This window comes from Amycolatopsis sp. NPDC114503 (genome assembly GCF_055633655.1).
The window spans coordinates 1,229,112-1,241,819 of record NZ_JBVKDT010000001.1; the positions used below are offsets into that span (position 1 = coordinate 1,229,112).

A 12,708-nucleotide genomic window follows, 5' to 3' on the forward strand; every position below is an offset into this window, starting at 1 on the left:
ACGACGGCTGCTACTTGACTTCGGTCAGGCTCCCGGCCTTCACGTCGTAGACGAATCCGCGCACGTTGTCGTTGTGCAGGAGGAAGTCGCTGCGCCGGGCGCGCTCCATCGAGGTGCGCACGCTGTCCTCGACCTTGCGGAACGCCTCGACGGCCCAGGTCGGCCGCAGCCCGGTGGCGGACTCCAGCTCGTCCTTGAACTCGTCTTCGGTGACCGTGGAGAGGCCGCAGTCGGTGTGCTGGACGATCAGCACCTCGCGGGTGCCGAGCTTGCGCTGGCTGAGCGCGAGCGACCGGATCATGTCGTCGGTGACCACGCCGCCCGCGTTGCGCAGCACGTGTGCCTCGCCCTGGAGCAGGCCGAAGATCTCGAACACCCGGATCCGCGCGTCCATGCAGGTCAGGATCGACACCTGCAGCGACGGCTTGGGGGAGGACCGGTCGCCGGGAACGATGTCGCCGATTTCCCGATTACGCTTGAGCAGCACGTCGATGGAGGTCATGGGGCACCTTTCGGCCTGCGCTTCCCCGCGGGACGCGGGCGGTTCTTCCCATGGAACCGGCCCAGGCCCGCGCACACAATGCGGTGGGCGGGAAATCACGGCAAAGGCTGGGGGTGCTCGTGCGTGTTCATGCCGGTTCTAACCGGCGTAGCCACTCACGACCTCAGCCGCCGAACCAGGGCTCCTCGACCGTCCGCGGCGGCGCCGAGGTGCGGCCGACCCGCAGTTCGGTCGGCAGCGTGATGACCTTGGGCCCGACCCGCTCGGCCGAGCTGAGCAGCAGCCGTCCGGCCACCTTGCCCTTCTCCAGCACCGGCTGATGCACCGTCGTGAGCCCGGAACGCTCCGCCTCGGAGATGCCGTCGAAACCAGTCACCGTGAGGTCGAGCGGCACCCGCAGACCGCGCCGCGCGGCCTCGGCCAGCGCACCGAGCGCGAGGATGTCCGAGGTGCAGACCAGTGCGGTGACCTGCGGATACGCGTCGAGCAGCTGGCGGGCGGCAGAAGCGCCGTCGTCCACCGTGTGGTCGAAGCGCTCGACCACGGGGACGGTCGCCCAGTCGACGCCAGCCGAGGAGAACGCCGTCGCCAGCGCCTCCAGCCGGGTCCGCTGCACGTGGAAGTGCGCGCCGCTCTGGCGTTCGGAAGTCACGAAGTCGTCGTTGCGCTCGCGGCCGAGCCGCATGCACAGGACACCGATCTGGCGATGGCCGAGCGCCACCAGATGGTCCGCGAGCTGAGTGACCGCGGCCGCGTCGTCCGGGCCGACCCGGTCGACGCCCTCGATACGGGGCTGGTCGATGATCACCGTCGGCACCGGTCGTTCCAGGACGGCCGCGAGATGCGGATCGTCGTCCGGCACGGAGTACACGACGAACCCGTCCACGCCCGCGCGGTGCACCGCGGCGAGGTCCTCGCGACCGGGGCTGGCCGGTACGAGATGCAAGCCGACACCCGCGTCCTCGCAGGCCAGCGCGAGTCCTTCGAGCACGCCGACGGCGGCCGGGTCGCGGAAGGCGTAAGAGAGGTTCTCGGTCAGCAGCAGCCCGACCGCTCCCGCCTTGCGGGTGCGCAGCGAGCGCGCGACCGGGTCCGGGCCGGGGTAGCCGAGCCGCCGAGCGGTCTCGAGCACGCGACGGCGCAGTTCGGGAGACAGCTGATCCGGGCGGTTGTAGGCGTTGGACACGGTGGTCCTGGACACCCCGAGTTCCGCCGCGAGCGACGCCAATGTCGCCTGCCTCCGGGTGCGAATAGGACGGCCCATCCGCAAACCGTAACGGTTCAGATCGTTTTCCAGAAGCGACACCCCTGTGGTGAGTGTCTCGATCCTCTCGGTGATCAAGAGCGGGTACGGCCACCCGGTGGAGTGAGGCTCGCCGTTCGGATGGGGTAAAGTGAATCTGACAACGATTTCCATTAGCAGTTCGACCCAGGAGTGCCCGATGACTTCCCGCCGCACCACGAGCGTTCTCGCCGCCGCGTCGGCCTTGGCTGTGTTCGCGCTCGGCGCGTGCTCCAGCACGTCCTCGACCGGTTCCGGGGCGGGAGGGGGAACGGGCGACCAGGTGAAGGTCGTCGCCTCCACCGACGTCTGGGGCAGCGTCGCGTCCGCCATCGGCGGCGACAAAGTGCAGGTCACGTCGATCATTCACGATCCGTCCGCCGACCCGCACTCGTACGAATCCACCGCCGACGACGCGCTCGCCGCCAAGAAGGCGCAGCTGACGCTGGCCAACGGCGGCGGGTACGACGAGTTCTTCACCAAGCTCTCCGGCGAGGCGGCTTCGGCGAAGAAACTGGTCGCCTACGACATCGCCAAGCCCGGCGAGGAGAACGAGCACGTCTGGTACGACCTGCCGGGCGTCGGGAAGGTCGCCGACCAGGTCGCGGCCGCGCTCGGCGAGATCCAGCCCGCCTCGAAGCAGAAGTTCGAGGACAACGCCAAGAACTTCAAGGGCCAGCTCGACGGCCTGATCAAGAAGGCGGGTGCGCTCGGCACCGCGCACCCGAATACGAAGGTCGTCGTCACCGAACCGGTCGCGCACTATCTGCTCAAGACCGCGAACATCGGCGACGCCACCCCGAAGGCCTTCTCCGACGCGATCGAGAACGAGACCGACGTGCCCGCCGCGGCGGTGTCCGAGTTCACCAAGCTGATCAAGGAGAAGCAGGTGAAGGCGCTGGTCAACAATGTGCAGACGGTCACCCCGCTGACCAAGCAGGCAGTCGCCGACGCGAAGGCGTCCGGGGTCGCGGTGGTCGACGTATCCGAGACGCTCCCGGCGAACGTCACGGGCTACATTGACTGGATGACCAAGGATGTGGACGCGCTGTCGGGGGCTCTGAACAGCTGATGTCCGTCCAGCTTCCCGATGCCGGCCCCGCGGTCCGCGTGCGCGGGGCCGGGCTCGCCTTCGGCGACCGCACCCTCTGGTCCGGTTTGGACTTGGACGTCGAGCCGGGCGAATTCCTGGCGGTCCTCGGCCCGAACGGTTCCGGCAAAAGCAGCTTCCTCAAGGCGTTGCTGGGCATGCAGTCGCTGTCGGCGGGCACGGTGGAAATCGCCGGCGGCCGTCCGGGCGGCGCGAACCGCAAGGTCGGCTACATCCCGCAGCAGCGAGCGATCGACGATTCGCTCACGCTGCGCGGCGTCGACCTGGTCGGTTTAGGACTGGACGGCCACCGCTGGGGACCGGGTCTGGCTGGAATGCGCGCGCGGAAACGCCGCGTGGCGTCGGTGATCGAATCCGTCGGCGGCACGCGCTACGCGAAGCAGCCGGTCGGCCGGCTGTCCGGCGGCGAGCAGCAACGGCTCCGGGTAGCGCAGGCGCTGGTCGGCGACCCGACGGTGCTGTTGTGCGACGAACCGCTGCTGTCGCTGGACCTCGCGCACCAGCGTGCGGTCAGCGAACTGATCGACGCGCGACGCCGCGATGCCGGGTCCGCGGTGCTGTTCGTGACGCATGAGATCAACCCGGTGCTGCAGTTCGTCGACCGCGTGCTGTACCTGGTGAACGGCCAGTTCCGGATCGGCAAGCCGGACGAGGTGATGACCTCGGAGACGCTGTCGGATCTGTACGGAACGAAGATCGAGGTGCTGCGCGTCGGCGGGCAGATCCACATCGCCGGTGCGCAGAGCGCGTTGTGCGAGGACCAACCGCATCACCACGAGCAGGAAGCAGTGGGCTGAGCCTTGGACGGCATGTTCGACTTCGCCAAGACGTGGGAGCTGATCGCGGAACTGGACAGCGTCCGGATCGCGCTGATCGCCGCCGCGGTGCTGGGCTTGCTGGCCGGGGTGCTCGGCCCGCTGATCGTGATGCGCCGCATGTCCTTCGCGGTGCACGGCACGTCAGAACTGGCCTTCACCGGCGCGGCCGGCGCGCTGTTGCTGGGCGTCGGGGTGGAATACGGCGCACTGGCCGGAGCGGTGGCTGCCGCGCTGCTGCTGGGAATCCTGGGAATCCGCGACTCGGACCGAGATTCGGTCATCGGCGTGATCCTGTCCTTCGGGCTGGGCATGGGCGTCCTGCTGCTGTCGTTCTACAAAGGACGGTCGGCGAACAAATTCGGGATTCTGACCGGTCAGATCATCACCGTGGACAGCACGAACCTGACCGCGCTGGTGATCTCGGCCGCGGCGGTGCTGGCGGTGCTGTCGCTGATCTACCGGCCGCTGCTGTTCGCGAGCGTCGACCGCGCGGTCGCCGAGGCGCGCGGGGTGCCGGTCAAGTCGTTGACGGTGCTGTTTTCCCTGCTGGTCGGAGTCGCGACGGCGCTGAGCGTGCAGGTGGTCGGGTCGCTGCTGGTGGTCGCTCTGATGGTGACTCCCGCGGCGGCTGCCGCCCGGGTGACGGCTAGTCCGCTGCGCGCGACGGTGTTGTCGGTGGTGTTCGCGGAGGTCGCCGCGCTGGGCGGGATCGTGCTGTCGCTGGCGCCGGGGTTGCCGGTGAGTGCGTTCGTGACGTCGATTTCGTTCTTGATCTATCTGGTGTGCCGGGTGCTCGCGTGGGTCCGCGACCGGCGGCGCGGGGTGCGGACCAGCCCGGTGGAAGTGGCTGCGGTTCCGGTCGGCTAGCGGTACACGGACACCTGCCGGCGCGACAATGTCGGTTGATCGATCTGGTCGAGGACGGCTGTCGCCAGATCCGCGTAGGACAAGGGGATTGACGCTGCTTGGGCGTCGAGCACGTCGCCCGCGAGCCGGTATTCGCCGGTCGCTGGTGCTTCGAGCGACAACTCGGGCGGCGGCGTGACGACCAGCCAGTCCACCGCCGGGGGTTGTTCCCGCCAGGCGGCCAGGCCCTGCATCCGGGCTTCGGCGAAGGGACGCAAGAAAGCGGGAAAGGCCGCGGGGTCCTCGAACATTCGGCCGCTGCCGGTACGAAGAGTCGCGGCGAGACCGATTTCGATCACCCGGGATCCCCGCGCGGCCTGAACTAGGTTCCCGACCAAACCCACGAAGTAGCCGGGGTCGAAGCCTTCGAACGACTCCGGCGGTCCGGTAATCGGCGTCACCGCATTCACCAATGCCGCGACCTCGTCAGGCAACACGGTCGCGACGCTGTCCGAGTCAGTCAGATCGCCCGCGACCACCTCGAGGACATCCCCGAGGGCGGACAATCCGGAGTGCCGGGCAGGGTCGCGAACCACCCCGAGCACTGGGCGTCCGCGCCGCAGCGCCTCGGCGACGATGGCGCGCCCGGCCCGCCCTCCAGCACCGAAAACCACGATCGGACCGTTTCGCTCATCTGGCACCATGCGCGCGACGCTAGCTTCGGAAAACTGGTTACTTCAACGAAACCGGAGGCCACCGGAGATGTCTGCCGATGCCCAGCTCAGCGCCCGGATGGATCCGGCGTGCCCGATGGCTGCCTTCCCCTTCCACGTCGGCGGGAAGTGGACCGGAATGGTCGTCGTCGCGTTGCTGGACGGCCCGCGGCGCTTCAGCCACCTCCGCCAAATCCTGGGCGTCAGCAGCGCCAAAGTCCTGACCGAAACCCTGCGCGACATGGCCCGCGACGGTCTCCTCACCCGCACCGACCACCAGGCCAATCCGCCCCACGTCACCTACGAGCTGACCGACCTCGGCCGCAGCCTCCTGCCGGTCATCGACGCCATGCGCGAGTGGAGCGATCAGCACCTGGCCGACCTGCTGGCCCACCGCCACCACGCACCGGCTACCGGATCGGATGCTGCGCCAACGCCGTCTTCACCGCCGAAATAAACCCCTCGTCGGTAAACGGCACCAACCCGCCCGCGACATTCCGCTCCACCGCCTGCAAAACCACCACGTGCGAGTTCACGAACTGGTCCACCGCCTGCGATTGCGGCGTCTTGTCCGTCGAATACGCCAGGTACGTGAGATTCGTGAACGCCGCCTCCAGATACCGCGACGACGCGAGGCTGAACGAGTCGCCGTAGACGAGGGTCGGCTGGTCGATCGTGCCGACGATCGGCGGGGCCGAGCGGTGCACCGGCTGGTCGATGCTCCCGACGAATTCTCCCGCGCGGTCGGTGACGCCGTCCGGGCGCAGGTTGTACCGGGTGTTCGTCTTGACGCCGGTTTGGCCGAGCAGCAGCGGCAGGTCCGCGACCGCGTCGTACTGGCCGTCCGGGGCGCTCAGCCAGCTGTTCGTCGCACCCGGCTTGAGGGTGTCGGCGAGCGCGCGGGTCAGCACGAGGCCGCCTTCGTCGCGCCAGTGCGTGTCGTTGGGGGCGTAGATCGGGTGCCCGACCCGGGCTGCTTCGGCGGCGAGCTGCGGGCGCAGATCGAGCGAGTGGCCTTCGGTGGTGATCTTGTACCAGTCGTTCGGCGAGGCGGCCTGCGAGCACTCCTTGCCCGGGTAGCTCGCGGGCAGGAACTGCGGCACCATCGTCGTCTTGTCCGGTGTCACCACGAACACGAACTTCCGGCCGGACGCCTCGACCGCCGCGCGCAGTTCGTCGATCCGCTTCATCGTGGTGTCGATGTCCTGGGTCGGCGTGCACTTCGCCTCGGAGTCGTAGCCGTAGTACAGCCAGCCGTCCGCACCCTGAACGACCTTGCGGTATCCGGCCTGGCTGGAACCCGGTCCGCTCGGCACGGTCGGACCTGTGTTCGGCGCGCCCGGCTGCTGCAGCGGCGGCGCCGGGATGGGGCCGTTGCTCGACGCCGAACCCTGGTCGAGCGGCGCGGCCTCGCCGAAGACGCCCTCGCTGATCCCGTTCGCCGCGTTGATCGCGCCGGCCCGGAACGACAGCTGATCCGTCGCCCATTTGGGGAGATTGGTGAAGAACCCGAACCCTTCGCCGAGGTTGGGGAATCCGGCGAGTTTGTGGTTTTCGATCTCGCTCGGCCGGACTCCGACGACCCACAGCAGGGTCGGCGTCACGAAGAACAACAGGGCGCTGACCAGCGCGGTCAGCTGCCGCTTGCCGTGCCGCGGGCGATGCAGCGCGTGCTCGCGGGGCAGGTAGGCCTCGTGGACTGCGGGCAGCTGCGGTGGCTCGGACACGCCCTCACGTTAGTCATATCGAGTGAGCCCGGCGCGAACAACCGCCGAAAACTCAGCCGAGCATGAGGAGGACTTGCAGCTCGCCGACGAGGAACCCGATCACGCCGCCGACCGCGATCAGCTTCCATTCGTCCTGCCGGAACGCCGGTCGCAGCAGGCCCTCGAACTCCAGTGGCGTCAGCGCGAGCATCCGCTGCTCCACCATCTTCGCCACGTCCATCGCCTCGGTCAGGTACCCCTCGGCGTAGCGCGCGGTCAGCGGCATCTCGGCCAGCGCCCGCTGCGCCGCGGCGTGCTTCATCTCCTGTAGCCGCTGTGCCCCGACGGCAAGCGCGACCACCGGTTTCGCGGCGCTGACCTGCGCGTCCACCGCGTGTCCGACGGCGCGTTCGACCATCGCCACGAGCCGGTCCGACTTCGGGCCGCGCAGCAGGGCGTCGAGCAGATTCGGGACGGTCAGCACCTCGTTGGCGACCAGTTCGCCGTACTGCCGGGCCACTTCGGCACGTCGCCGCTGGAACTTGCCCTGCAGGATCACCCGGCCCAGCCGGACCGGTTCGCGCGGCAGGAAGATCATCTTGATCGCCAGCCAGTCGGTGAACAGCCCGATCGCGCCGCCGAAGATCGGCAGCACCAGCGGCTGTCGCGTCAGTGCCCAGACCAAGGCCTGGACGAGACCGAGCACGAAGCCGAAGACGATCCCGGCGCGCGCGATGAACGTCATCTCCGGGCGGGACGTTTCGCGGATCAGCCGGACCAGCAGCGCGCGGTCGCGGGTGAGCCGTTCGACCGTCATGTGCCGGACGTCGAGGACCTGGTCGAGGTTGTCGCGGACCTCGTCCAGGAACTCCCGCACCAGCTGCGGAGTGCTGGCCTGCACCTGTTTGATCAGCAGTTCCTGCGCGATCGTGGGCATGACCTCCCACAGCCGCGGATGGTGCTGTTCGAGCACGTCGCGGGCGATCCCGTCGACCGCGCGCAGCAGCGGCTGTTCGAGTTCGCGGGTGATGATCACCGGGTCGACGCGCGCGAAGACCTCGTCGATGTCGAGCAGGTTCGCGGTGAGCAGGTCGGTCGCGATCGCGGCCATCCGCCCGCCGTGCTTCGGCACCACGCCCTGCCAGCCGAGGAACGGCCGGATGCCGACGAATTCGAGCGGACGGAACATCATTTCGATCGCGACGCGTTTGGTGACGTAGCCGATCAGCGCGGCGACGAACGGCATCGAGACGTACACCGGCCAGTGCCGCGCGAAGTCGTCCAGCACCGCGTCCACCGGGTCTCCCTCCCCGCTCCGGAAGGAAACCGTATCGCGTGCGCGTCCTAGCCGAGGAGCAGCAACGCCTGCAGCTCGCCGACCAGTCCGCCGATCACCGCGCCGACCGCGATCAGCTTCCATTCGTCCTGCCGGAACGCGGGCCGCAGCAGCTGTTCGAACTCGAGCGGGCTGAGCTGGCGCATCCGGTCCACGATGGTGTTGCGGACGTCGAGCGCGTTGATCGCGTACGTCTCCGCGTGCCGGATGGTGTCCGGCACGCGCTCGGCGGCTTTCGCGGCGGCGACTTGCTTCATCTCCTGGAACCGCTTCGTGCCCACCGCGATCGCGACGAACGGCTTCACGACGCTCGCCTGTGCGTCGATCGTCTTCTGCACCTCGCGGCTGATCAGCGAGAACAGCCGGTCGGATTTCGGTCCGCGCAGCACGGCTTCCAGCAGATTCGGCACGGTGATGATCTCGCGCGCGATCATGTCGCCGTAGTCGGCGGCGACCTCGTCGCGGCGCTTCTGGAACACGCCCTGCCAGTTGTAAAAGCCGAAGAACCGTTTCGGCTCGCGCGGCAGGAAGATCATTTTGAGCGCGAGCCAGTCGGTCAGCCAGCCGATCGCGAGGCCGAACAGCGGAAGCACGATCGGCGAGCGCGTCAGCGTCCACACGAGCAGCTGCACGCAGCCGAGAATGAACCCGAACCAGATGCCCGACCGCGCGATGAACCGCATTTCCGGCCGCGAGATGTCGCGGATCAGCCGGTTGAGCAAAGCCTTGTCGCGCACCAGGTTCGTGACGACCATGTGCTTGAGGTCGAGCACGTCCTCAATGTTCTGGGAAATCTCGCGCATGATCTTCGTGATCGCCCGCGGCGCCTCCGCCTGCACGCGTTTCAGCAGCAGCTGTTGCGCGCCGGACGGCAGCATTTCCCACAGCCGCGGCTGGTAGGTCTCCATCACCTCGCGGGTGACGTCCTCGACCACGCGCAGCAGCGGCTGTTCGATCTCCTTCGCGACCTGCGCCGGGTCGAGCCGGGCGAAGATCTCCCGCGGGTCGACGAGGTTGGTGGTGAGCATTTCGGTCGCGGTGGTCGCCATCCGCTCGGCGTTCGCGGGCAGCACGCCCTGCCAGCCGAGGAACGGCCGCAGGCCGACGAATTCGAGCGGCCGGAACATCATCTCGATGGCGACGCGCTTGGTGACGTAACCGATCAGCGCCGCGATGAACGGCATGGAGACGTACACCGGCCAGTGCTCGGCGAATGTGTGCACGCGCGTCCCCTCCGTGTTGCCTACGGAACGGTAACCCGCGCGCTATTCCGCATCCTCCCCACCACCACCCTCAACGGACGGCAGAGCCGCGGATTATCCCAAGAAGAGCAGCACCTGCAGTTCGCCGACGAGCCCGCCGATCACCGCGCCGACCGCGATCAGCTTCCATTCGTCCTGTTTGAACGCCGGCCGGAGAATGCCCTCGAACTCCAAGGGCGTCAGCTGCTGCATCTTCTCGACGATGGTGTTGCGGACGTCGAGCGCGTCAGTCGCGTAACTCTCGACGTGCTTGACGGTCTCCGGCAGATACGCGATGGCCTTCTCCGCGGCGGCCTGCTTCATCTGCTGGTACTCGCGCCCGCCGACAGCCAGCGCGACCAGCGGTTTCGCCAGCCCGGCCTGTGCGTCGACGGTTCGTTGGACCTCCCGCGTGACGAGCGCGAACAGCTTGTCCGCACGCGGCCCGGTCAGCACGGCTTCGAGCACATTGCCCGCGGTGAGGACTTCCTCCGCGATCAACGCGCCGTAATCCGCGGCGACCTGCGCGCGGCGTTTCTGGAACATTCCCTGCCAGGTGAAGAACAGGAACCGGCGGGGCTGACGCGGGTAGAAGATCATTTTGAGCGCGAGCCAGTCCGTGACGAAGCCCGTGACGAAACCGAAGATCGGCATGATCACCGGTTGTTTCGTGAGCGCCCAGGCGATGAGCTGGACGAGCCCGATCACGAATCCGAAGCCGATCCCGCTGCGCGCGATGAACCGGAATTCGGGTGCCGCGACCTCGCGGATCAACCGGCAGGTGAGCGATTTGTCCCGGACCATCGCGTTGATCAGCATGTCGTTGACGTCGAGAACTTCGTCCACATTGGCCGACACTTCCCGCATCAGCCGCTTCACGACCACGGGCGCCTGCGCGCGGACGCGGTCCACCAGCAGTTGCTGAGCGCGGGCGGGCAGCATTTCCCACAGCCGCGGCTGATAGGTCTCGAACACCTCGCGGGTGACCTCGTCGACCGCCTTCAGCAGCGGTTCTTCCAGCTGCGCGACCATTTCCTCGGGATCGAGCCGGGCGAAGACCTCGCGCGGGTCGAGGAGGTTCTTGGTCAGGAGGTCGACGGCGGTGGTGGCCATCCGCCGGGAGTTGGCCGGGATGACGCCCTGCCAGCCGAGGAAGGGCCGGATGCCGCGGAACTCGAGCGGCCGGAACATCATCTCGATGGCGACGCGTTTGGTCAGGTAGCCGATGAGCGCCGCGATGAACGGCATGGTCGCGTACACGTGCCAGTGCGCGGCCAGGTCGGCGGCGATGGCTGAAAGGTCCATGCGTCTGCCCCGTTCGCCCGCGCGGTAGGTCGAGGGGACAGGATGCCATGCGTGACGTCGGGTTCCGCGTTTCGTAATGCAGCCGTTTGGCGGTACATGCCGCAGGTGCCCCGCTCACTAAGGTAGCCCGATGGTCGCGCCCGAAAAGCCGCAGCACCCCGCCTTTGCTGTTACCCGCAAGGGTTACGACCCCCACCAGGTCGACGCCCGCATCGCCCAGCTGACCAGCGAACTGAGCACGACCTCCCACGGCCGCGACGAGGCGGTGGCCACCGCGGGCGAGCTCACGAAGGCACTGACGACAGCCCAGTCGGAGTTGTCCGAGGCGAAGGCCGCGCTAGTCCGAGTCACCTCGAGCCCGGCCGGCGCCGGCGCGATCTCCGAGCGCGTGCGGATGATGGTGCAGCTGGCCGAGGAGGAAATCGCCGACCTCCGCCGCTCGGCGGAAGCAGACGCGACCTCGACGCGCGCCGAAGCGGACCGCTACGCCCACGAAACCCAACGGGCAACGGACAAAGCGGCTAAGGAAGCGGAAGCGGAACGCCAGCGCTTGCTGACGGAGACCCACGCCGACCTCGCCGCGCGATCGGAAGCCCTGGACGCCCGGGTCGCGGCGGCGGAGAAGGACTTGGCCGCGCGACAGGCGGAACTGGAATCCCGGATTGCGGCTGCGGAAGCGGATATCGCTTCTCGCACTGCCGCGGCGGACGAGGAGATCGCGACCCGCCTGGCGGATCTGGAGGCACGGCTTAAGGCGGGCAACGAGGACATCGCCACCCGTACTGCGGCGGCTGATGCGGACATCGCCGCCCGCACGGCCGCGGCTGATTCGGATATCGCCACCCGCCTGGCAGCGGCTGACGAGGACATCTCCACACGCACGGCGGCGGCTAATTCTGATATCGCCACGCGTACGGCTGCGGCTGATACGGATATCGCCACCCGTACTGCGGCAGCCAATGAGGACATCACTTCCCGCACTGCCGCGGCCGACGCCGAGATCGCATCCCGCACCGAGGCCGCCGACCGCGCCCGCGTCGAAGCCGACGAAGCAGCCGCCCGGACTCGTGCCGAGGCCGACCAGGCCTCCGCAGCGGCCCGCGCCGAAGCAGACCAGACGGCGCTAGCTGCCCGCACCCAGGCCGACGAAGCCGCAGCCGAAGCCCGAGCCAAGGCGGACGCCGAATCCCAGCACGCCCGCCTAGCCGCGGACGCCGAAGCCCGCCGCATCCGCGACGAGAAGGACGCGGAAGCCCTCCGCGTCCGCACCGAAGCCGACGAAGCAGCCGCCCAAGCTCGCGCCGAGGCAGACGCCGCAGCCGAAGCCGCCCGTCTCGCCGCCGCCGAAGAGTCGGCCCGCGTCCGCGCCGAAACCGACGCCGCCGCCGAAGCCGAGGCCGCCAAACTCCGAGCCGAAGCCGACCGTCGGGCGTCGGAAGAGATCGCGATCAAGAAGGCGCAGGCCGAAACCGCCCTCGCCGACGCCCTCCAAAAGCAAACCGAAGCCACCGAATCGCGCACCCTGGCCCTGGACCTGCGTACCAAAGTCGCCGACCGGATCGCCGCCACCAACGAGGCCGTCCAGGAGGCATTGCGCTTTCTCGGTACGCAGGAAGAGGAAGCCGCCACTGCGGAGCCCTCGCAGGCTTCAGCCGACGCACCTTCGCCGACTGACTCTCCCGCCCTGCCCCAGCCGACCCCGCGCGCAGCCGCCTCCGCGACTCCGGACGCACCAGCGGCCGACGACTCGCAGCAAACCGCCAAAGACCCGCCAACCCCTCGGACCGGCAACGGCAACGGTCGCCGCCCCGGTCGCCCTCGCGCAGGCCGTTCCTGATCTGGTCCGCT

At 68.4% G+C, this 12,708-nt stretch carries 12 protein-coding genes; 5 read left to right on the plus strand and 7 right to left on the minus strand.

The features are described from left to right. Positions 1–10 precede the first annotated feature (10 nt). Together ACZ7OI_RS06005 and ACZ7OI_RS06010 are read right to left on the minus strand one after the other, a co-directional pair. Entirely contained in the window at positions 11–502 is a 492-nt protein-coding gene (locus ACZ7OI_RS06005) for a beta-class carbonic anhydrase (RefSeq protein ID WP_470263033.1), read from the minus strand. A 163-nt stretch (positions 503–665) separates the two neighbouring features. Further along, positions 666–1,766 carry a LacI family DNA-binding transcriptional regulator gene (locus ACZ7OI_RS06010; protein WP_470263034.1) on the minus strand — a complete coding sequence of 367 codons (1,101 nt, stop codon included), beginning with the start codon at positions 1,764–1,766 and terminating at the stop codon, positions 666–668. A 178-nt stretch (positions 1,767–1,944) separates the two neighbouring features. Here ACZ7OI_RS06010 and ACZ7OI_RS06015 point away from each other — a divergent pair, with 178 nt between their 5' ends. From ACZ7OI_RS06015 to ACZ7OI_RS06025, 3 genes are read left to right on the plus strand one after another with little or no spacing between them, the layout of a single operon-like run. Continuing rightward, positions 1,945–2,856, plus strand: a complete 912-nt coding sequence (locus tag ACZ7OI_RS06015) for a metal ABC transporter solute-binding protein, Zn/Mn family (RefSeq protein ID WP_470263035.1) — start codon at positions 1,945–1,947, stop codon at positions 2,854–2,856. Then, the gene (locus tag ACZ7OI_RS06020) at positions 2,856–3,692 is read left to right on the plus strand and encodes a metal ABC transporter ATP-binding protein (protein ID WP_470263036.1); all 837 of its coding nucleotides are present in this window, start codon (positions 2,856–2,858) and stop codon (positions 3,690–3,692) included. The genes ACZ7OI_RS06015 and ACZ7OI_RS06020 overlap by 1 nt, the downstream gene beginning before the upstream one ends. 3 nt (positions 3,693–3,695) lie before the next feature. After that, positions 3,696–4,580, plus strand: a complete 885-nt coding sequence (locus ACZ7OI_RS06025; RefSeq protein ID WP_470263037.1) for a metal ABC transporter permease — start codon at positions 3,696–3,698, stop codon at positions 4,578–4,580. Here the strand turns inward: ACZ7OI_RS06025 and ACZ7OI_RS06030 are convergent. Continuing rightward, on the minus strand, positions 4,577–5,263 hold the full coding sequence (locus ACZ7OI_RS06030; protein WP_470263038.1) for an NAD(P)-dependent oxidoreductase: 687 nt from the start codon (positions 5,261–5,263) through the stop codon (positions 4,577–4,579). The genes ACZ7OI_RS06025 and ACZ7OI_RS06030 overlap by 4 nt on opposite strands. Before the next feature lie 58 nt (positions 5,264–5,321). Here ACZ7OI_RS06030 and ACZ7OI_RS06035 point away from each other — a divergent pair, with 58 nt between their 5' ends. Further along, positions 5,322–5,729 carry a winged helix-turn-helix transcriptional regulator gene (locus ACZ7OI_RS06035; RefSeq protein ID WP_470263039.1) on the plus strand — a complete coding sequence of 136 codons (408 nt, stop codon included), beginning with the start codon at positions 5,322–5,324 and terminating at the stop codon, positions 5,727–5,729. Here ACZ7OI_RS06035 and ACZ7OI_RS06040 read toward each other — a convergent pair. The 4 genes from ACZ7OI_RS06040 to ACZ7OI_RS06055 all read right to left on the minus strand — a co-directional run bounded on the left by ACZ7OI_RS06040 (position 5,683) and on the right by ACZ7OI_RS06055 (position 10,860). Then, positions 5,683–6,999 (minus strand): alginate O-acetyltransferase AlgX-related protein, encoded by a 1,317-nt coding sequence (locus ACZ7OI_RS06040; RefSeq protein WP_470263040.1) that lies wholly within the window; start codon positions 6,997–6,999, stop codon positions 5,683–5,685. The two genes, ACZ7OI_RS06035 and ACZ7OI_RS06040, sit on opposite strands and share 47 nt — an antisense overlap. 52 nt (positions 7,000–7,051) lie before the next feature. Next, positions 7,052–8,275, minus strand: coding sequence for a DUF445 domain-containing protein (locus tag ACZ7OI_RS06045; protein ID WP_470263041.1), 1,224 nt, complete (start codon positions 8,273–8,275; stop codon positions 7,052–7,054). A gap of 47 nt (positions 8,276–8,322) precedes the next feature. After that, entirely contained in the window at positions 8,323–9,498 is a 1,176-nt protein-coding gene (locus ACZ7OI_RS06050; RefSeq protein ID WP_470263452.1) for a DUF445 family protein, read from the minus strand. A gap of 132 nt (positions 9,499–9,630) precedes the next feature. Then, positions 9,631–10,860 (minus strand): DUF445 family protein, encoded by a 1,230-nt coding sequence (locus tag ACZ7OI_RS06055; protein WP_470263042.1) that lies wholly within the window; start codon positions 10,858–10,860, stop codon positions 9,631–9,633. Positions 10,861–10,990: 130 nt separating this feature from the next. Here ACZ7OI_RS06055 and ACZ7OI_RS06060 point away from each other — a divergent pair, with 130 nt between their 5' ends. Next, entirely contained in the window at positions 10,991–12,697 is a 1,707-nt protein-coding gene (locus ACZ7OI_RS06060; RefSeq protein WP_470263043.1) for a coiled-coil domain-containing protein, read from the plus strand. The last annotated feature ends 11 nt before the right edge of the window (positions 12,698–12,708 follow it).

Coding starts and splice junctions, on each gene's coding strand:
- ACZ7OI_RS06005 (WP_470263033.1), bottom strand. CDS start 502: ATGACCTCCATCGACGTGCTGCTCAAGCGTAATCGGGAAATCGGCGAC.
- ACZ7OI_RS06010 (WP_470263034.1), bottom strand. CDS start 1,766: ATGGGCCGTCCTATTCGCACCCGGAGGCAGGCGACATTGGCGTCGCTC.
- ACZ7OI_RS06015 (WP_470263035.1), top strand. CDS start 1,945: ATGACTTCCCGCCGCACCACGAGCGTTCTCGCCGCCGCGTCGGCCTTG.
- ACZ7OI_RS06020 (WP_470263036.1), top strand. CDS start 2,856: ATGTCCGTCCAGCTTCCCGATGCCGGCCCCGCGGTCCGCGTGCGCGGG.
- ACZ7OI_RS06030 (WP_470263038.1), bottom strand. CDS start 5,263: ATGGTGCCAGATGAGCGAAACGGTCCGATCGTGGTTTTCGGTGCTGGA.
- ACZ7OI_RS06035 (WP_470263039.1), top strand. CDS start 5,322: ATGTCTGCCGATGCCCAGCTCAGCGCCCGGATGGATCCGGCGTGCCCG.
- ACZ7OI_RS06050 (WP_470263452.1), bottom strand. CDS start 9,498: ATGCCGTTCATCGCGGCGCTGATCGGTTACGTCACCAAGCGCGTCGCC.
- ACZ7OI_RS06055 (WP_470263042.1), bottom strand. CDS start 10,860: ATGGACCTTTCAGCCATCGCCGCCGACCTGGCCGCGCACTGGCACGTG.
- ACZ7OI_RS06060 (WP_470263043.1), top strand. CDS start 10,991: ATGGTCGCGCCCGAAAAGCCGCAGCACCCCGCCTTTGCTGTTACCCGC.